Origin of the sequence: Microtetraspora malaysiensis (assembly GCF_001528665.1) — a bacterium.
Lineage (GTDB): Bacteria > Actinomycetota > Actinomycetes > Streptosporangiales > Streptosporangiaceae > Microtetraspora_A > Microtetraspora_A malaysiensis.
In genome coordinates this window covers 525,260-543,960 of the sequence record NZ_BBYJ01000006.1, presented here as the reverse complement: position 1 = coordinate 543,960, position 18,701 = coordinate 525,260, and the positions used below count along the sequence as shown (strand labels likewise).

Annotated in this window: 19 protein-coding genes and 1 tRNA gene; 10 read left to right on the top strand and 10 right to left on the bottom strand. The window is 70.2% G+C overall.

The annotated features are described in order from the left end of the window. On the top strand, nt 1–484 hold a 484-nt coding region (locus AWQ71_RS07865; RefSeq protein WP_067128816.1), incomplete at its 5' end, for an IS3 family transposase. Here AWQ71_RS07865 and AWQ71_RS07860 read toward each other — a convergent pair. From AWQ71_RS07860 to AWQ71_RS07840, 5 genes are all read right to left on the bottom strand, one after another. Then, nucleotides 445–1,002 carry an Arm DNA-binding domain-containing protein gene (locus tag AWQ71_RS07860; protein WP_218001694.1) on the bottom strand — a complete coding sequence of 186 codons (558 nt, stop codon included), beginning with the start codon at nt 1,000–1,002 and terminating at the stop codon, nt 445–447. The two genes, AWQ71_RS07865 and AWQ71_RS07860, sit on opposite strands and share 40 nt — an antisense overlap. Next, nucleotides 999–1,187: a helix-turn-helix domain-containing protein gene (locus tag AWQ71_RS07855; protein ID WP_084258672.1), complete on the bottom strand. Its 189-nt coding sequence runs from the start codon at nt 1,185–1,187 to the stop codon at nt 999–1,001. Before AWQ71_RS07855 ends, AWQ71_RS07860 begins: the two co-directional genes overlap by 4 nt. A 140-nt stretch (nt 1,188–1,327) precedes the next feature. Continuing rightward, entirely contained in the window at nt 1,328–2,356 is a 1,029-nt protein-coding gene (locus AWQ71_RS07850) for a DNA-methyltransferase (RefSeq protein ID WP_067129086.1), read from the bottom strand. Beyond that, entirely contained in the window at nt 2,353–2,925 is a 573-nt protein-coding gene (locus AWQ71_RS07845; RefSeq protein ID WP_218001693.1) for an XF1762 family protein, read from the bottom strand. Before AWQ71_RS07845 ends, AWQ71_RS07850 begins: the two co-directional genes overlap by 4 nt. A gap of 1,004 nt (nt 2,926–3,929) precedes the next feature. Next, a tRNA-Pro gene (locus tag AWQ71_RS07840) sits at nt 3,930–4,003 on the bottom strand. Between the two features lie 89 nt (nt 4,004–4,092). Between AWQ71_RS07840 and AWQ71_RS07835 the strand changes: the two genes are divergently transcribed. The 3 genes from AWQ71_RS07835 (at nt 4,093) to AWQ71_RS07825 (ending at nt 5,936) form a co-directional block, all read left to right on the top strand. Further along, nucleotides 4,093–4,518 carry a hypothetical protein gene (locus tag AWQ71_RS07835; protein ID WP_067128813.1) on the top strand — a complete coding sequence of 142 codons (426 nt, stop codon included), beginning with the start codon at nt 4,093–4,095 and terminating at the stop codon, nt 4,516–4,518. Between the two features lie 474 nt (nt 4,519–4,992). Further along, nucleotides 4,993–5,334 carry a hypothetical protein gene (locus AWQ71_RS07830; protein WP_067128810.1) on the top strand — a complete coding sequence of 114 codons (342 nt, stop codon included), beginning with the start codon at nt 4,993–4,995 and terminating at the stop codon, nt 5,332–5,334. Then, nucleotides 5,331–5,936: a CBS domain-containing protein gene (locus AWQ71_RS07825; protein WP_369407191.1), complete on the top strand. Its 606-nt coding sequence runs from the start codon at nt 5,331–5,333 to the stop codon at nt 5,934–5,936. Before AWQ71_RS07830 ends, AWQ71_RS07825 begins: the two co-directional genes overlap by 4 nt. A 58-nt stretch (nt 5,937–5,994) precedes the next feature. Here the strand turns inward: AWQ71_RS07825 and AWQ71_RS07820 are convergent, their stop codons facing one another. From AWQ71_RS07820 to AWQ71_RS07810, 3 genes are all read right to left on the bottom strand, one after another. After that, nucleotides 5,995–7,332: an NAD(P)/FAD-dependent oxidoreductase gene (locus AWQ71_RS07820; protein ID WP_067128807.1), complete on the bottom strand. Its 1,338-nt coding sequence runs from the start codon at nt 7,330–7,332 to the stop codon at nt 5,995–5,997. An 18-nt stretch (nt 7,333–7,350) separates the two neighbouring features. After that, nucleotides 7,351–7,764 carry an ATP-binding protein gene (locus tag AWQ71_RS07815; protein ID WP_067128804.1) on the bottom strand — a complete coding sequence of 138 codons (414 nt, stop codon included), beginning with the start codon at nt 7,762–7,764 and terminating at the stop codon, nt 7,351–7,353. 116 nt (nt 7,765–7,880) lie between these two features. Further along, a complete protein-coding gene (locus AWQ71_RS07810) occupies nt 7,881–8,750 on the bottom strand; it encodes a SigB/SigF/SigG family RNA polymerase sigma factor (protein ID WP_084258671.1) in 870 nt (289 codons plus the stop codon). A gap of 217 nt (nt 8,751–8,967) precedes the next feature. Here AWQ71_RS07810 and AWQ71_RS07805 point away from each other — a divergent pair, with 217 nt between their 5' ends. Further along, nucleotides 8,968–9,351: an STAS domain-containing protein gene (locus tag AWQ71_RS07805; protein ID WP_067128801.1), complete on the top strand. Its 384-nt coding sequence runs from the start codon at nt 8,968–8,970 to the stop codon at nt 9,349–9,351. A gap of 1 nt (nt 9,352) precedes the next feature. On the opposite strand, the gene AWQ71_RS07800 is transcribed toward AWQ71_RS07805, so the two are convergent. Next, on the bottom strand, nt 9,353–10,078 hold the full coding sequence (locus AWQ71_RS07800; RefSeq protein ID WP_245658162.1) for a GAF and ANTAR domain-containing protein: 726 nt from the start codon (nt 10,076–10,078) through the stop codon (nt 9,353–9,355). Between the two features lie 83 nt (nt 10,079–10,161). On the opposite strand from AWQ71_RS07800, the gene AWQ71_RS07795 reads away from it, so the two are divergent. The 3 genes from AWQ71_RS07795 (at nt 10,162) to AWQ71_RS07785 (ending at nt 14,986) form a co-directional block, all read left to right on the top strand. Beyond that, on the top strand, nt 10,162–11,970 hold the full coding sequence (locus AWQ71_RS07795) for a SpoIIE family protein phosphatase (protein WP_067128795.1): 1,809 nt from the start codon (nt 10,162–10,164) through the stop codon (nt 11,968–11,970). A 157-nt stretch (nt 11,971–12,127) separates the two neighbouring features. After that, nucleotides 12,128–13,213 (top strand): glycosyltransferase, encoded by a 1,086-nt coding sequence (locus tag AWQ71_RS07790; RefSeq protein WP_067128792.1) that lies wholly within the window; start codon nt 12,128–12,130, stop codon nt 13,211–13,213. A gap of 129 nt (nt 13,214–13,342) precedes the next feature. Then, nucleotides 13,343–14,986 carry a glycoside hydrolase family 16 protein gene (locus tag AWQ71_RS07785; RefSeq protein WP_067128787.1) on the top strand — a complete coding sequence of 548 codons (1,644 nt, stop codon included), beginning with the start codon at nt 13,343–13,345 and terminating at the stop codon, nt 14,984–14,986. Here AWQ71_RS07785 and AWQ71_RS07780 read toward each other — a convergent pair. Beyond that, nucleotides 14,940–16,010, bottom strand: coding sequence for a PucR family transcriptional regulator (locus AWQ71_RS07780; RefSeq protein ID WP_245658161.1), 1,071 nt, complete (start codon nt 16,008–16,010; stop codon nt 14,940–14,942). The genes AWQ71_RS07785 and AWQ71_RS07780 overlap by 47 nt on opposite strands. Before the next feature lie 83 nt (nt 16,011–16,093). Here AWQ71_RS07780 and AWQ71_RS07775 point away from each other — a divergent pair, with 83 nt between their 5' ends. After that, a complete protein-coding gene (locus AWQ71_RS07775) occupies nt 16,094–17,005 on the top strand; it encodes a proline dehydrogenase family protein (RefSeq protein ID WP_067128780.1) in 912 nt (303 codons plus the stop codon). Next, entirely contained in the window at nt 17,005–18,630 is a 1,626-nt protein-coding gene (gene pruA / locus AWQ71_RS07770; RefSeq protein ID WP_067128777.1) for an L-glutamate gamma-semialdehyde dehydrogenase, read from the top strand. Before AWQ71_RS07775 ends, pruA begins: the two co-directional genes overlap by 1 nt. Nucleotides 18,631–18,701: the final 71 nt, after the last annotated feature.

Here is an 18,701-nt window from a genome sequence, read left to right as displayed (position 1 = left end):
CGTCTACGTCGCCTTCGTCGTGGACGTGTACTCCCGGGCGATCGTCGGCTGGTCAGCCTCGATGTCCAAGCGCGCCGGCCTGGTGCTGGATGCCCTGGACATGGCGTTGTGGCGGCGTGACCGCTCCGGACGCCCCGCCGGTCCCGGCCTCATCCATCACTCGGATGCCGGCAGTCAATACACCTGTTTCCGCTTCACCACCCACCTGATGACCGCCGGTATCGACGCCTCGATCGGCACGGTGGGCGATGCGCTGGACAACGCGCTGATGGAATCGCAGATCGGCCTGTACAAGACTGAACTGATCAAACCTCGCGGGCCGTGGCGCAGCCTGGCCGAGGTGGAACTCGCCACCGCGGAATGGGTCGAGTGGTTCAACACGACCCGCCTGCACTCGGCTATCGGCAATGTTCCGCCGGAGGAGTACGAAGCCCTCTACTACGCTCAACACCAGTCCAGCGAACCCGTTGGAATCAACCCCTGAGGTCTCCACCGAAGCCGGGGCGGTTCACACAGAGCCACGACGTTGCGCTTGACCTTGTCCCGTGCCTGAGCGAACTGCACCGCCCGGTTCAGGCATGAGTGGAGCAGGCGAACGGTGCGGGTGCTGTGCGTCCTGGCCTTGCCCATAAGCCATCGGTCCACGTCTTCAGCGTTGAGGTCCCGCAGCTTCCGCGCGCCGAGGGCGGGAATGATGTGCTTGTCAGACAGGATCCGGTAGTTGGCCACGGTCTCGGTGTCGCGTCCCTGCAAGCCGTAGGTGAGCCAGCTGGTCACCGCATCGGCGACGGTGAAGTTGGCTGGGCCGCTGGCCAGACCGTCGTCGTGGTCGCGGAGGATCTCCTTGAGTTTCGCCTTGGCCTCGGTCTTGGTCTTGCCGCTGGCCTTCCTGACAATGCGCTTGCCGTCAGGGGCATAGCCGACGGTGACCGAGGCGATCCAGCGCTGCCGCTGTTCGTCCCAGTGCAGGCCGCCGTCTCCCCGGCTGCGCCGTGCGGTCATGGCTTCCTCGCTTCCTGTTCGAGAAGGGTGATGTAGTCGGTGATGGCCGAGACCGGGATCAGCCGGGTACGGCCCTGTTTGACGGAGCGCAACCGACCGGATCGGATCTGCTCGTAGATCACGCTTCGGCTCATGCTGAGCAGGCGCATGACGTCAGCAACCCGGTAGAGCTGTCTGCCGTCCACCAGGCAACGGAGCTGGTGATCTTGTGGATCGATGTCGCTGGGGTGTACGGGCCGCGTACCGCCCTTCGTTCGGGGCCCTGCAGGGTACGCCGATGAATCTGATTCGGGAGGCCCTGAGCAGGCCCTTTGTGGCTGTTCAGTCACCCTCGCCTCCTGCCGGGGATTTCCTGGTCCGGAGAAGCGAGGAGCCGGGTTCGGGCAAGCTCGCAGTAGTCGCCGTTGAGCTCGATGCCGAGGAACTTCCGGTCGAGTTGCCGCGCGGCGATGCTGGTTGTGCCGCTGCCGGCAAACGGGTCCAGGACGGTTCCGCCGGGACGGCAGCCGGCGGCGATCGCTTTCAGTGGGATGTCGATCGGGAAGGCCGCGAAGTGCGCCGCCCGTAGTGGCCGGGTGGAGATCGGCCAGACGTCCCCGGGGTTCTTGCCGTTGGGGTGAGCTGCGCTGTGCCGCTCACCCGTCGGTCGCATTGCCGCTCCGTGCCGCACCCCGGCGGAGTCCTCACCGGCCGTGCCGTACTTGCCGGGCGGCGGCCATGCCGTCTTGATGCTGTTCGGCTTGTTGCCGCCGGCTCGTGCGCGCCTGGTGATCGACCGGTCCCCGGTGTAAATCTCGCGGATCGGATCGAGATCGAACCAGTACCGTCGCTGCTTGACGAGCAGGAAGATCAGTTCATAGCGGTTGGACAGCCGGTCAAGGACCGACTGCGGCATCGCATTCGGCTTGTGCCACACGATGGCATTGCGGAGAATCCAGCCGTCTTCCTGCAGGGCGAAGGCGACCCGCCAGGGCATCCCAAGGAGGTTCTTGGGCGGTACGGCCAGCCGTGCTTTGGGTCGCGCCCCCGGTTGGCGAGGGTTGTATGCCTTGCCCCGGGCCCAGCCGTCGGAGTTCGCGGCGTAGCAGTCGCCGAGGTTGAGCCAGAAGGTGCCGTCGTCGGCGAGCACTCGACGTGCCTCGGCGAAGGTAGCTCGGAGGTTGTCGACGTACTCCTCAAGCGTGGGCTCCTGGCCATACTGGCCGTCGCAGTAGTGCCGCAGCCCCCAGTAGGGCGGGCTGGTGACGATGCAGTCCACAGAGCAGTCGCCCAGTTCGGCCAGCACCTCGCGGGCGTCGCCGTTGTAGATGGCCGCGTGCTCGTCGCTCCAGTATGGTTCGCGCTGCGCGGTCATCGGCGGCACCCGGTGCGGATCTCCCACAGCACACGGGCCACGCCGTCGGAGCCTTGGGGGCTGCGGGAGCGGTCCTGCCACGTGAGCGGGCGAGGGACGAGGCGGAACCCGGCGGCGCGCAAGCTGGCGCCGGGCTCGTCGATGCGGGTGTAGGCGATCAGCCGCCGGTAGCCCTCCGCCCGGGCGGCTCGCCAGGCGGCGCCCAGCAGCGCTGAGCAGGCATTGGGCATGCCGTCGGTGGCCAGGCAGACGACCTCGGCGGTGCCACCGTCGTCGAAGACCCACTCGGTGGGCCGATCAACGAACACGACGCCGACGAGGGTTCCGGTGCCGGTCTGGACGCTGGTGATGAACTCAGCGGCGGCCGGCGGGGCGAGGTAGCGGTGGGTCCAGGCGACGAATGCGCGTGCGGTTCGGATCGTGACCGGCGAAATCACCAGCCGCGGATTCTTCCGCCGTTCCGGGTTGTTCAGCCAGCCGCCGTAGGCGTTTTCCTGGATCTCATTCCAGTTCTCCATTGTTTTGTCGGGACACGTTTCTCCGGATGTGCATCCCAGGGCCGCCAGCACGGCTCTGAGTGCGCGTGACCAGGCAAGCAGCAGGCTCAGAGCTCACTCAGATGCCGCCACCAGCGCTCAGAAGGCGACACTCAGAGACCGCCGTGAGTAAGCAATCAGCCCCTCTGCATTCCGATTTCGGGTCGCGTTGTGTGACGGAGGTCGGGCGCGCGGCAACGCCGACGTGTCTTGCTGGTCAAGCTGCGGCATCCCCGAGTTTCCGCTGTTCCGTGATGCCAGCCGCTCCAGGCGGGCCACCCATTCCCGCAGCGCCGCGTTCTCCTCTTCCAACGCGTTCACCATCGCTGCCGGGTAATCAGCGCATCCTGCCGAGCGATGGTCTGGGCCTGCTGCTCGATTAGGAGAGCCTGAGTACGGGCGAGCTCGATCAGCTCTTCCCGCGGCAGTTCCTCTGGGCCCGGCACCCGTCGATCTCACCGCACCGAAGATCGACGATCAATGTCACGGACGGTCACACAAGCACAACCAGCATCACGCTCCGCGAGGGGTGTGATGCTTACGTTGCCAGGGCTGCTTACCGCCCGCCCCGGCATCCTCCGAGACGAACTGCCCCCAGCTTCAGCCGGATTGCTGCGACAACCCAGCAGTGAAGGTCTCTCACCTCACTCGACTCCAGGCGCCTCGTGGCGCACCCACCCGCTACGACAAGGGCGATTCCAGCCACCAGCGTGGCAGCCGCCGACCGGAGCAACCACATCCCCGTCATGCTCAGTGGCCAGGCGGGGGATGCTGCGAGATCGCATGCCCGATGTTGCTGCAGGAGGGCTTTTGAACCTGCCGCCCCTTTACATCTGAGCATCGTGTGACAGCTACGGTCAGCGAGGCCGTCACGAAGAGGCTGACTCGACGAGCAGAACCCCTGTCCCTACGGGGAATACGGCGTCAGCAGACACCCTTCTCCGTGTCATCGGCGACAGTCACTCAGTTAGTCACTCAGCAACAGAAAGGGGCGCCACGTGATCTCGTGACACCCCATCCGACCTGCGAAAACGCGGTCGGGACGACAGGATTTGAACCTGCGACCCCTTGACCCCCAGTCAAGTGCGCTACCAAGCTGCGCTACGTCCCGTTGCCCGGCTGCCCGAGCGAGACCAACCTTAGCGCAGAATCCGCCCACGTGCGTACACGGAGACCCTCGCCGGGCCTAAGCTGTCGATCATGGGAAGAAAACCGCTGGTAGATCACGAGGAACTGGCTCGGCTGACCGCGGCCGGGTGGTCGAACGCGGACCTCGCCGCCCGGTTCGGCGTGACAGAGTCCGGCATCCTCCAGGCCAAGAGAGCGGCCGGCCTCTCCAAGCGGATGACCGACCACAGCAGGGCCCTTCCCTGGAAGCTCCGCCGCGAGCACAACCAATCCGGCCCCGCCACCAATCTCCGCAATCTGTCCGCTGTGGCGCAGGGCCGTACGATCCCGAAGGAGAAGCTCAACACGGCGCTGCGCTGGGCCAACCGTCTCATTGAGAACGGCCTCGACATCGCCTACGACCCCGAGCACGGGTTTCACGAGGTCCCGGCCTCGGCGGAGTCCCATGTCGCCGCCGTTCTCGCCGAGGCGCTGGCGGTCATCGACGTCTCCGAGTAGCACCGCCAGGCGCGCCGCAACAGCCGATCTCGCCGCTCACCGACGTTCCCGGCATCGACCTGCCCATCGTCGGCTGGATCCTCATCGGCGTCGGCGAAGTGCTGCTGAGCGGTCTCTACACGCGACGTCCGCGCAACGAGGAAACGGTCGAGGTGGTCGAACCCGTCGAACCCGTCGAACCCGGCGCCCATGTCCACGTCCACGCCTCACGAGGAGGACCGCCACCTGCGCCGCGATCGCGAGTGACGTACAGCGCTCCGCCGTCAGGAGCGAAGGCGAGAACCGCGCCGACCGCGACGAACGCGAGACCTGCTCGGAATCCCATGGATTCCCTGCTCTGCGGGTGCCGCTCCCGGCTACCCGCGAAGCCCGGCATCACGCGCGCCTGACCGTCGCGCTCCTCCGTCGCGTGCGCTTGGACCCCCACATCCAGGGCAGTGCGAAGCGACAACGCACTCATCTCTGGAGGCTTGTATGACCCCCGTCGCATGGCTGGTCATGGTCATCGCCATCGCGGTGATGATCCTGGCGGCGGGTTACGTCGTGATGACCACCCTCAACCGCAGATGCCTCCTGAAAGAGCGCTTCGGCTCGGAGCACGACCGTACGGTGCGGGAGCGGGACGGCCGGAAGAAGGCCGGGCCGGAGATGCAGGCTCGCGAGCTACGGCACTCACGGCTCGGCGTCCGTCCCCTGAGCCGGGAGGTACACACCGCGTACGCGAGGAAATCGAGCGAGGTGCAGGAGTGCGACGCGCCTGCCCGATCTGACGGCCGGCGCGCCGTTTCCAGCATGAGGGAGGCTGATCGCTGGTGAAGAAGGACCGTTACGACACCGGCCGGGTCACCACCGGCGAGGAGCCGGTCCGGCAGGACACCGGGTTCGAGGGACAGTCCGAACGGCACAGCAGGTTCGAGGGCCCCGGCCCCGTCTACTCCCCCGAAGAAGCCGGAGCCACGCGGGACGCCGGGCGGATCGCGACGCACGAGAAGACGCACGAGAAGCAGAAGGCGCGCGACGTCATGACTCCCGATCCGGTGGTGCTTCCCGAGGACACCCCTGTGGTGCGGGCCGCCAAGCTGATGCGCGACCAGGCGATCGGCGACGTCCTCGTGACCAGGGGCGACCGGCTGCGCGGGGTGGTCACCGATCGCGACATCGTGGTGCGGGCGGTCGCCGAGACGCGCGACATCAGCGCGACCCCGATCGGCGCTCTGTGCTCGACGCACGTCGTCACCGTGGATCCGGATCAGGATGCCGACGACGTGGTACGGCTGATGCGCGAGAAGGCGGTCCGACGGATCCCGGTGGTGGAGAAGGGGCACCCGATCGGCATCGTCTCCCTGGGCGATCTGGCGGTGGAGTGGGACCCCACCTCGGCGCTGTCCGACATCTGCGCCGCGCCGCCGAACGAGTGACGACGCCCGACGAGCGCCCCGGCCTCTCCCGGGCCGGGGACCAGGCACACAAGTGCGGTCAGTGGGTGACGGGCTCGCGGGCGGGCCGGTGCGGGGTGGTGGTGCGGGCGGCGAGCTCGAACTCCTCGCGCGGCCGTTGCAGAGCGCCGAGCGACACGATCTCCCTGCGGAAGAACAGGGCGAGCGTCCAGTCCGCCAGGATGCGGCTCTTCCGGTTGAAGGTGGGCATCCGGGACAGGTGGTAGGTGCGGTGCATCAGCCACGCGACGATCCCGCGCAGCTCCCGGCCGTAGATCTGGCCGACGCCCTTGCGCAGCCCGAGTGCCGCCACCGCGCCCGCGTTCGTGTGCCGGTACGGCTTGCAGGGCCGGCTCCTGATCGTGGCGAGGATGTTGTCCGCCATCCGCCGGGCCTGCCGTACGGCGTGCTGGGCGTTGGGCGGGCAGAACTCGCCGGGGCGGGTGAGGTCCGGGACGGCCGCGGTGTCGCCGGCGGTGAACGCGAACCGGGCGCCCTGGATCTGCAGGAACTCGTTGGCGAGGACCCGGTCTCGGGAGTCGAGCGGCAGGTCACCGTATCTGACCAGCGGGTGCGGCTTGACTCCGGCGGTCCACACCAGCGTCTCGGCGTCGAACTCCTCGCCGTCGTCCAGGACGATGTGCCCGTTTTCGGCGGACAGCAGCCGGGTGTGCAGCCGCACGTCGATGCCGCGCCTGCGGAACTGCTCCGCGGTCCAGCGGCCCATGTCGGGCCCCACCTCGGGCAGGATGCGGTCGGTCGCCTCGATGAGGAACCAGCGCATGTCCTGCCTGCGCAGGCCGTGGAAGTACTTCACGGCGTCGCTGACCATGTCCTCCAGCTCGCCGAGCGCCTCGACTCCCGCGAACCCGGCGCCGACGAAGACGAACGTGAGCGCCCGCCGGCGGAGCCGCTCGTCCGAGCTGGACGCGGCGACGTCGAGCTTGCCGAGGACGTGGTTGCGCAGGTGGATGGCCTCCTCCACGGTCTTGAACCCGATCCCCCGCTCGGCGAGGCCGGGGATCGGCAGCACTCGTGAGATCGACCCGGGAGAGAACACCAGGTAGTCGAAGCCGAGGACCCGTTCCGGCCCCTCGTGCGGGCGGAACTCCGCGGTCTTCTCGGCAAGGCTGACCCGCAGGATCGTGCCGTTGAGGATCTCGCACCGCGAGAGCACCCGGCGTAGCGGCACGACGACGTGTCTGGGCTCGATGCTCCCGGCCGCGGCCTCGGGCAGGAACGGCTGATAGGTCATGTAGGAGTCGTAGTTGACGACCGTGACGCGCGCCTCGGCGCGGCGGAGTTTGCGCTGCAACCGCAGCGCCGCGTACATGCCGACGTAGCCACCGCCGACCACGAGTATGCGGGGAACAGTCATGCGGGGCTACTACCCCTGTCAGACGGTGAAACGCATCGTGACGGTTGTCCCGTTGCTCCCCGTTTTGAGATAGATGTCAGTGCTGAGCTTGCGCGCCACCCACAGTCCCATGCCGCTGGTGGCGTTATCGGGCGGGCCGGCCCGTCCGGGCCAGCCCTCGGGATGCCAGTCCTTGCCCTCGTCGTGGACGTCCACGACCAGGCCGTCACGGTCGCCCCACAGGCGCAGCCGGGCCTCGGGTGCCCCGTGGGTCACCGCGTTCGTCGCCACCTCGTTCAGCGCGACGACGAAGTCCCCGACGGCGTCCTCCGGCATCCCCTTGCTGCGCGCCTGTACGGCGGCGAACTCCCGCACCTCGGGCAGGTCGTCCAGGGAGAACGTGAGCTCCTTGGCCGTGTCGGGAGCGGACAGGGGGACGTCGTCCTCGCTCACCGGGTAACGCCTCCCACAGGGCACATCCGCACCGTCCGCCACACGATGCCGGAACTCGAACATACCCCGGGACGGCGACGCCCCGACGCCGCCGCATCCGGGGCGGGGCTGCGCGATCACCCCGCGACGAGTTCCGACCGGAGCTGGTCGAGAACTTTCCGGAGGATCCGCGAGACGTGCATCTGCGATATGTGGAACTCCGCCGCGATCTCCGCCTGGGTCAGGTTGCCGTAGAACCTGAGCAGCAGGATGTGCTTCTCCCGCTCGGGCAGCTCGTCGATCAGCGGCTTGACGGCCTCCCGGTCGACCAGGGTGGCCAGCGCGTCGTCCTCCTCCGGGAGCACGTCCCCCAGCGCGGCCGCGTCCTCGTCCGCGCCCAGGGGCGCGTCCAGGGACAGCGTGCTGTACGCCGCGGAGGCGTCCATCGTGAGGAGCATGTCCTCCTCGGAGATGCGCATCTTCTTGGCCAGCTCGGCGACCGTCGGGAACCGGCCGAGCTCCTGGGTCATGTCCGCGACCAGCCGGTTCAGCTCGGAGCGGCGCTCCTGGTAGAGCCGGGGTACCCGGACCGCCCAGGTCCGGTCGCGGAAGTGCCGCTTCACCTCTCCGGTCATGGTGACCATGGCGTAGCCGCGGAAGCCGTGCCCGAGGTTCGGGTCGTACCCGTTGATCGCTTTCATCAGCCCCACGTAGGCCGCCTGGAGGAGGTCCTCCAGCGGCTCGCCGCGGTGCAGATATCGGCGCGCGACGTCCCGCGCCATGGGCAGGTGCATCTCGACGACCATCTCGCGCAGGCGTTCGCGCCGCTCCTGCGGCAGGTCCTCGCTGGCGAGCTCGGCGAGCAACTCCTCGGCGGTCGGCCGGTCCTCGTCGTGCGTCCGCTCGGCGGGGCGGGCATGCTTCGCCCGCGACGACGGCGACGCCTTGCGTCCGCTCGCCGCTCCGGCCTGCTGGGGGATGGTCGCTACTCGAACCTCGGCAGCCATCTTGGAAATCTCCTCGTACTCGCGTCACGAGCGACGCCGAGCCGGGACCAAGCCCATGCAGACGGCGCGCCTCGCTACAACATCGAGACATGGCCCTCTGCTGGACCTCTACTCCGATATTCCCCCAAAGTCGGAATTATCACCACCCCCTGAGCGCCAGTAAAGTTGCCGAACAGGCTTCACACGGTGAGGCCTCCGTCCGTCTAGGAGGCGCGAGGTGCCAAAGCCTGAGGCGCTGTCCCTCCACTCCACGGCGCATGCCACGCCCGTGGGCGGCGTCGTCGCGGTCCATGTCACCGGGATGCTCGACGCCACGACGCGGGAGGAGTTCTCCGGCTATCTCGACTCCGTCGCCGACGATCAGGGCCCGAGCCTGATCCTCGACATGGCGGGGGTCACGTTCATGGACTCGCGGGCGCTCGGGCTCATCGTCCACCACTGGCAGCGCGCGACCGCGGCCGGCGGCGACTTCGCTCTCGTCGGCGTGCAATACCCCAGCTCCAAGGTCATGTGGGTGACCGGCCTCTCCCAGCGGCTGCCGCTCTACGACACGCTGGACGAGGCGCTGGCCGCCTTCGCGGCGGCCGGAGAGCGCGGATAGCTCACTCAGCGCGTCCGCCACGGTGCTTGTTCTGGTGCTCGGTGACAAGCAGCCTGGCCAGGTCTGCGACCTTGACCTGACGGTGCTGGGACACCCGCCTCAGCTCGTCGAACGCGGCCTCCGCCGAGCAGCCGCTCGCCGACATGATGATGCCCTTGGCCTGGTCGATGATCGAACGGCCGGCCAGGGCCTCCTGCATCTGGGCGGCCCCCGTCACCACGTCGTCGTACTCCCAGATGTTGGACAGCACCACGGTGACCTGCTCGGCGAGCATGGTCATCAGGGGGCCTCCTCCGGCGAAGGCGCCGGGCCGCACCGCGTACAGGCCGATGACGACCACCGCGCGGTCCACCTCGATCGGCAGCGCCAGCACCGAGCGCACGCCGTGCCGTACGGCGGTGGCGGCGTAGCAAGGCCAGCGCGGGTCGCGCATCACGTCGGCGATCAGCACCGGCCGTCCGGTGGCGAGCGCCTCCCGCGACGGGCCCTCGCGCAGGTCGCGCTCCCTGTCCGTCAAGGCGATCAGCTCGCTGTGAGAGGCGGCGAGCAGGGCACTCCCCTCCTGCCACAGCTCGGCGGTGCCCGCCGCGCATCCGGGGACGCCGCGCGCCACGGCCTCGGTGACGCCGCGCAGCACGCTCTCGTACGAAACGCCCTCGGTCACCCTGCCCAGGGCGGCGAGATCGCGGGCGAGACTCGGAGTCGTCTCCATGACAGGACCCGTCATTCCCCTACTTTCCGCCTTCATACGGACCCCGTCGATCGGCGGAGTCCGGTGTCGTACCGTCGAAGCAGGAGAGGGGGCGAATATTGACCGACCTACCCGAGCTGGAACGCGAGCTGAGCGGCATGGCCGCCCGCATCGCGGCGCTCCGTGAGACGTCCGCGCCCGGCCCCGCGCTCGACGAGCTGGAGGAGGCGGAGGAGCTGCTCCGGTCGGCGCTCGCGGAACTCGGGAGGAGCCACCGGCGCGGGGACGGTGGCAACCAGCGCGAGCACAAGCTGCTGCGCCAGATCTTCCGCGCGATTCCCGTCCCGGTGATCATCATGGACACCGGCGGCGTGGTGCGGCGGATCAACGACGAGACCGCGCGCCTGCTCGGCAGCCCGGCCGGCTACCTGCTCGGGCGGCCGTTCCCGCTGCTGGTCGACGCCTCCAGCCGCGCCGCCTTCCGCTCCCACCTGACCGCCGTGCTGCACGGCGAGGAGAGCGCCACCTTCGAGACCCGGCTGGCTCATCAGGGCCGCACTCACACGGTGCGGCTCGTGCTCGGCAGGCTGCGGATGCCGGGCGACCCGAGGGAGATGGTCGCGGCGGTCGCGCTGCCGGCCGGCGTGCGGCTCCCGGAGGCGTCCGGCCCGGACGAGCCGGTCCCCGACGACTCGGCCACCATGACCGCCGCGCGGCGGCACGACCTGCTCGCCCGGCTCACCCGGCTGCTCCTGGACGAGGAGAGCCTGCGCGAGCCGGTCGCCCTCATCCGCGCGGCCCGGCTGCTCGGCGCCGAGACCGCGGACTGGGTGATCGCCGACGTCGTCCGCGACGGCTCTCTGCACCGGGCGGCCGTGGTCCCGCCGGCCAGCGAGCCGGTCACCCGCCTGCAGCGGGCGGTCGAGGCGCTCGACCCGGCGGGCGCGCCGGTCGTGGGCCAGGTGCTGGAGACCGGCAGCGGGACCGCGCACGAGATGCTGGCCGACGACGGGCTCCTCGGGCCCGGTGTCCTCGACAAGATGCGCGCGGGGTCGCTGCTCGCCGTGCCGATCGGGATCGGGCGGGAGATCCTCGGCGTCCTCACGCTGGTACGGCTCCGCGACCGCGTGCCGTTCGGGCTCGCCGACCTCGGCATGCTGGAGGAGGCGGGGGCACAGCTCGGCCTGGCGATGCGGGCCCAGCGCGACTTCCAGCGCAGGTCGGAGGCGGCTGAGACGCTCCAGACCGGGGTGCTCCCCCGTACGCTGCCGGACATCCCGGGATTCGAGACGGCGGCGGTCTATCATCCGGGCTCCGGGCCCCGCGCGATCGGCGGCGAGTTCTACGACGTTTTCCCGGTCAGGGACGGCTGGGGGTTCGTCATCGGCGGCGCGGCCGGGCGGGGCGAGGAGGGCGCGTCGGTCACCGCCATGGTGCGCGGCGGGCTGCGCGTGGTCAGCGTGCGCGAGGACGACCCCGGCGAGGCGCTGCGCAAGGTCAACGACGCGCTCGTCGCCCAGAACACCGGCCTGTTCGTGATGACGGCGGTGGGGTTCGTGCGCGACCGCCGGGTACGGCTCGCCTCGGCCGGGCACCACCCGGCGGCCCTGCTGCTCCCGGACGGCGGCGTCCGCTTCGCCGAAGGGGGCGGCGTCCCTCTCGGGTTCGAGGAGGGCGCGGTCCCCGCGACCGAGGAGCTGACCCTGGCGCCGGGCGAGACGCTCCTGCTGTATTCCGACGGTCTGGTCGGCTCCCGTGGACCGGACGGCGAGAACTATGGCGAGGGCCGGCTCACCGAGGTGCTGGCCCGGTGCGCCGGCCAGCCGCCGGGCATCGTGGTGAAAGCGATCGAGGAGGACCACCGGGAGTTCTCCGGCGACCGCGTCCTCGACGAGATGACCGTACTCACGCTCCGTCGCTCCCGCTGACCCGCGCGGCTGTGGGCTGCCGCCGGAGACCGATTCTGGGCGATTTCCACCGATTTGGGGGTTTAGCGCGAGTTGGAGCGCGGTAAACTCAGCGAAGTAGATGGTGCCTAAGACGCAGGTACACCCTTTTTCCAAGCTCTCTAGCTTGAGGTGTGCCATGAATATCGCCATTGTTTCCGCGCAGGCCCTGACGTCCGACACTCCCGCTATCGCCCGCGAACTCGGCCGTGGCCACCGGGTGACGGTTTACACCCGTTCCGCCACCGGCCAGCCGTCCAAGGGCGTCGCCATCGAGCAGGTGGCGGCGGGGCCCGACGTCGAGCTGTCCGAGAGCGACCTGCTTCCCTACATTCCCGACTTCAGCGCCGGGCTCAAGAGTCGCTGGAACAAGGAGCGGCCGGACATCATCCACGCGCACTCCTGGGCGGGCGGCCTGGCCGCCATCGCGGGCTCCGAGGGACTCGGCGTACCGGTCACCCAGACGTTCCACGGGCACTTCCACGAGGGGCAGACGCCGGTACGGCGGTTGGAGTGCGCGATCGGCCGCCACGCCCGCGCCGTGATCGCCACCTGCGCCGACGAGGAGTCCGAGCTGATCCGGATGGGCGTGCCCCGCCGCAACATCTCGGTCGTCCCGAGCGGGATCGACGTCGAGCGGTTCCGCCGCCAGGGACCGGCGTTCCCGCACGGCGACCGGCCGCGCCTCCTGCACGTCGGCCTGGGCAGCGACCCCGGCGAGATCGCCGTAAGCGGCGCGGCGACCGCGATCGCCGCGCTGGCCGCCATCCCCGACACCGAGCTCGTGATCGCCGGTGGCGACGACCTCAGCATCGAGCGGCTCCGGGCGATCGCCAGGAACCACGCGGTCGGCGACCGCGTGGACCTGCTCGGCCCGGTCCCGCACACCGCCATGCCCAAGCTGATGCGCAGCGCCGACCTGGTGCTGTCCCTCGCCCCGACCGTGCCCACCGGCGTCGCCGCCCTGGAGGCGATGGCCTGCGGCATCCCGGTCGTCGCGTCCGCCGTGGGCGCGCACCTGGACTCCGTGGTCGACGGGGTCACCGGCTTCCTCACCCGGCCCGGCCGTCCGGCCGAGACCGCCATCCGGATCCGCGAGCTGCTCGGGGACATGACCCTGCGTACGGCGATGGGGTACGCGGCGGCCGACCGCGCCCGCTCCCGGTACTCCCTGGAGCGGATCAGCATGGAGCTGCTCCGCGTCTACGAGCGGACCTGCGCCTGAGCCGCCACGTGCCGGAAGGTCCCGGATCCGCCGGGAACGCTGCTCGGATGCCCAACCGGCATGGTCCTGTAATTGACATGAGAACGGTGCTTTGATGCGTTCATGTCACTTCATGGACCTGGCTTAGCCGTGGCGGCGGCGATGGTGATCGCCGCCGCCACCGCCTGCGCGAGCGCGGAACCCGCATCGGTCCTCACCTCCGCCGGCGAATCCGCCACCGAAGTGCCCACATCCCCGGCCGCCGCCTCCGCGTCCGGCCGCCACCGCGAGGGGGAACCCGCCGCCGGAGCGGCACGGGCGGCCTCCGATACGCCGTCCTCCCGGTCGAGACCACGGGCCGCGACCGTGGACCACCGGCCCAGACGGGTGCGGGAACGCGACGCAACCAACGTGCCGCCGCCGGAGCCCTCCGCCGGGTCCTCCGCCGGATCCTCAGCCGGGGAGGCCGCGCTTCGGCCCCCTTCTGGCCGCACCGGCCGGGACGGCTCCTTCACGCTGCCGGACGACCGGGTCACGGTCTATCCGGACTACACCTTCCCGTACGGGTCGGGCACGGACAGCGCCTGGCCGGACGGCTCCCTCGGCTACCCCGACGACCGGCTCCGCGCCCAGGACGACGGCTACCCGTACGGGTACCCGGGCGGATACAGGAGCGGCTACTGGGGCGGCTCCGGCGACGGGTACGCGGACCGCTACGGCGGCGCCTACGAGAACGAGTACGCGGACGACGACGCGCAGGGCTATGGATCCGCGGGTTCCGATGCCTCGGGCTCGAACATCGCCACAGGTGCCGACAGGTCGGGCTCCTATGGCTCCGCGGGTTCCGACGCGTCCCGTGTCCGATCCCCGCTTCCGGTGGGCCAGTCGGACAGCTCCTCCGTGATCCATCCCGCTCCCGGCGCCGGATCGGGAGGAACGGCCACCGGCGCGGGAACCACAACAGGAACGACGGGCACGACCGGCGCCACAGGCGTATCCGGCGCCGAGGCGGGAGCCGCGGCCGGAGGTGGGACGGGAACCGGCGCGGGAACCACAACGGGCACAGCGGGCGCCGGAGCCGCGACCGGGGCCACGGGCGCGACCGTTACCGGGACCGGCACCGGAACTCTGGCGGGGCAGACGACCGGCCCCGAGTGGGGTGCGCCGATCCTGGTCGAGGACTTCAACGGGACGCGGATCGACGAGAGCAAGTGGGGGGTCTACGACTCGCCGAACGCCCGGACCAACCCCCGTACCGCGCGGGCGACGAGCGTCTCCGGCGGGATGTTGCGCATGACCGGCGGCGTCTACGGCGGCAAGGACCTGTCCGGCGGTGTGGCGAGCACTTTGCTCCAGCAGTACGGCCGGTGGGAGGTGCGGCTGCGGACGGACGCGGGCGCGGGCTACTCCGCGGTGGCGCTGCTGATGCCGGAGGACGTGACCCCGTCCAACTACGCCGAGGTCGACTTCGTCGAGGTCGGCGACATCCCCCGCCAGCTCAGCGGCGTCTTCGTCCACGGCGGCAACGGGCAGCGGGCGGCCGGTTCGATGCGCGCCGACTTCACCCAGTGGCACACGGCCGCCGTGGACTGGCTGCCCGACCGGCTGACGTTCTGGCTGGACGGCAAGATGGTGTGGAACTACACCGGCCCGTTGGTGCCGAAGAACCGGACCATGGGCCTGGCCCTCCAGAACGACGTGATCTGCGACGGCGCCCTGTGCCGGAACGCGTCCACCCCGGCGACGGTCACGATGGACGTCGACTGGGTGCGTGTCTACCGGGCTCCGCGATGAGGGCGGCCGCCTTCAGCGACAGGTGAAGTAGCAGCCGGTCCCGGCCGTCGGCGAGGTCGAGGCCGGTGAGCTGCCCGGCCCGGCCCAGCCGGTAGTACAGCGTCTGGCGGTGGACGCCGAGCGCGGCCGCCGTCTCCTGGACCTGCCCGGCCCGGTCGAGATAGGCCTCGACCGTGCCGGCCAGGCCGCCCAGAGAGGCCGACTCGACGGCCAGCTCGGCGATCTCGCTCCTGGGCAGCCGGGCCAGGAACCGGTAGACGCCGAGGTCGGCCCAGCTCGCGACCGGCCCGGCGCCCCGCACGTGTTCGGCGATCCGGAGCGCGAGCACCGCCTCGCCCCAGCTCTCCCACGCGTCGCCGGGGTCCTCGCGGGTCCCGCCGACGCCGGCGGCCGTGCCGTACGCGCTCTGGAGGGTGGCGGCGACGGCGCCGGCCTGCCACGCGGGCGCGAGGACGGCGGTGAGGAGCTCGGGACCGTCGCCGGGCTCGGCGAGCACGCCGCGCGGGAGCCGCCACATCGCCCCGGCCGCCCGGTCCGGCACGGTTCGTACGGCTATCGCCGCGACAGGGCCGGTGACCTGGAGCGCGGCGGCGGCCCGGGTGGCCGGGTCGGTGGAGAAGAAGTCCCACAGCCGGGGCCGTCCGGTGCGCGCCTCCCTGGCCAGGACGGCGGCGGCGCGTTCGACCAGCGGCGCCACGGCGGCGAGCCGGGCGTCGGTCAGCGCGCCGGAGTCGAGCAGCCACAGGTAGCCGTAGGTCACGCCGCCGTGCCGCAGCGGAACGCAGACACGGTCCAGCATCCCGGGCAGGCCGGGGATGCGGACCGGGACGGTGGAGGTGGCGATGCCGTACGCCTCGAAATGAGCCCGGACCTCGTCGCTGGCCCTTCTGCGCAGGATCGACTCCTGGCGGACGGCGTCGATGTCGCCGCTCTGGGCGCCGTACGCCAGGAGCTGGAACGAGCGGTCCTCGATCGTGACCGACGCGTCCAGCAACCGGGCGATCTCATCGACGATTTCCTGCATGCCATCATTATTGTGCATTTGTCTGAAAATGCTGTGACGCCTGTCCGTGGACCGGCTCTGAACTGCGGATCTACGCTTGAGCCATGCTCGGTTCCCTGCTTCTCGCGGCTTCGCGGAATCCGCTGGCGCGGCGCGCCGTCTCGGCTCTTCCGCCCACCCGCCGCGTCGTCGACCGCTTCGTCGCCGGCGAGTCCGCCGGCGACGCGGTCACCGCCGTACGCCGCCTGACCGACGCCGGCCTGACCGTCACGATCGATCACCTCGGCGAGGAGATCCGTGACACGGAGGCGGCCGCCCTCACGGCCAAGGCGTACGTCGCGCTGCTCGACGCGCTCGCCCCGCTCGGCCTCGGCCGCCGCGCGGAGGTGTCGGTGAAGCTGTCGGCCGTCGGGCAGGCGCTCGACGAGCAGCTGGCGCTGGAGCACGCGCGGCGCATCTGCGCGGCCGCCCGGGACTGCGGGACCACCGTCACGCTCGACATGGAGGACCACACCACGGTCGACTCCACGCTCTCGATCCTGCGCGCCCTGCGGGAGGACTTCCCCGACACCGGGGTGGCGATCCAGGCCTACCTCTTCCGCAGCGAGGAGGACTGCCGCGACCTCTCCGGCTCGCGAGTGCGCCTGGTCAAGGGCGCCTACCGGGAGCCCGCGTCGGTCGCGCACCAGAGCAAGGCCGAGGTGGACCGGGCGTACGTGCGGTGCCTGCGCATCCTGATGGCGGGTACGGGATATCCCATGGTGGGCACGCACGACGACCGGCTCATCGCGATCACCGAGACGCTGGCCGACCGGTACGGCCGGAGCCAGGACAGCTACGAGTACCAAATGCTCTACGGGATCCGGACGGACAAGCAGGAGGCCCTCGCGGGCGCCGGTGCCACGGTCCGGGTCTACGTGCCCTACGGCGACGACTGGTACGGCTACTTCATGCGCCGCCTGGCGGAGCGCCCGGCCAACGTCGCCTTCTTCCTGCGGTCTTTGAGGGGTAAGTGATGGACGCGATCAGCAATGTTCCGGTTCCGGCCAACGAGCCGACGTACGGCTACGCGCCGGGCAGCGCCGAGCGGGCCTCCCTGGAGGACCGGATCAAGGAGCTGAGCGGCGCGCCGCTCGAGCTCACGATGACGATCGACGGCGAGCAGCGGCTCGGCGGCGGCTCGGCCATCGACGTGGTGCAGCCGCACAACCACGCCTCCCTGCTGGGACGGACGTCCGAGGCGACCGCCTCCGACGTGCGGACGGCGATCGACTCGGCGCTCGCCGCGGCTCCGGCCTGGCGCGCGCTGTCGTTCGACGAGCGGGCCGCGATCTTCCTGAAGGCCGCCGACCTGCTGAGCGGCCCCTGGCGGGCCACGCTCAACGCCGCCACGATCCTCGGCCAGTCGAAGTCGGCGCAGCAGGCCGAGATCGACGCCGCGTGCGAGCTGATCGACTTCCTGCGGTTCAACGTGGCGTACGCCCGGCAGCTCCTGGCCGAGCAGCCGGTGTCGTCGCCGGGTGTGTGGAACCGGCTGGAGTACCGGCCGCTTGAGGGCTTCGTCCTGGCGATCACGCCGTTCAACTTCACGGCCATCGCCGGAAACCTGCCGACGTCCGCGGCCCTGATGGGCAACGTCGTGGTGTGGAAGCCGTCGCCGACGCAGCAGTTCGCGGCGCACTTCACGATGCGGCTGCTGGAGGCGGCCGGGCTTCCTCCGGGCGTCATCAACATGGTCACCGGCAACGGCACGGCGGTCTCCGAGGCCGCGCTGACCCACCCGGCGCTCGCCGGCATCCACTTCACCGGCTCGACCGGCACGTTCCAGCACCTCTGGCGCACCGTCGGCGAGAACATCACGGGCTACCGGGGCTACCCGCGGCTGGTCGGCGAGACCGGAGGCAAGGACTTCGTCCTCGCGCACCCGTCGGCGTCGCCGGGCGTGCTGTCCACCGCGCTGATCCGGGGCGCCTTCGAATACCAGGGCCAGAAGTGCTCCGCCGCGTCCCGCGCGTACGTGCCGCGGTCGCTCTGGTCGAAGATGCGGGACGACTTCGTCGCCACCGCCGAGTCGCTGACCGTCGGCGACGTGGCGGGCGACCTGTCCACGTTCATGGGCGCCGTCATCGACGCGCGCGCCTTCGCCAAGCACCGCGAGGCGATCGACCGGGCCAGGTCGGTTGACGCGATCAACGTTCTCACCGGCTCGTACGACAACGAGGTCGGATATTTCGTGAAGCCGACCGTCCTGGAGTGCTCCGACCCCACGGACGAGATCTTCGTGAAGGAGTACTTCGGCCCGATCCTCGCGGTCCACGTCTACGAGGACTCGGCGTTCGACTCGGTGCTCGACCAGATGGAGAGCGTCTCTCCGTACGCGCTGACCGGCTCGATCATCGCACAGGACCGGTACGCGATCGCGTCGGCGTCGGAGCGGCTGCGGTTCGCGGCGGGCAACTTCTACGTCAACGACAAGCCCACCGGCGCGGTCGTCGGCCAGCAGCCCTTCGGTGGCGCCCGCGCCTCCGGCACCAACGACAAGGCCGGGTCGATCTTCAACCTGATCCGCTGGGTGAACGCCCGCACGATCAAGGAGACTTTCGTCCCGCCGACCGACCACCGCTATCCGCACATGGGCTGACCGTCGAGCCCGCCGCGAAGGGATCACCCTCGCGAGCTGTCACCCTCGGCAGGCGGCCCCAGCGAAGCGGG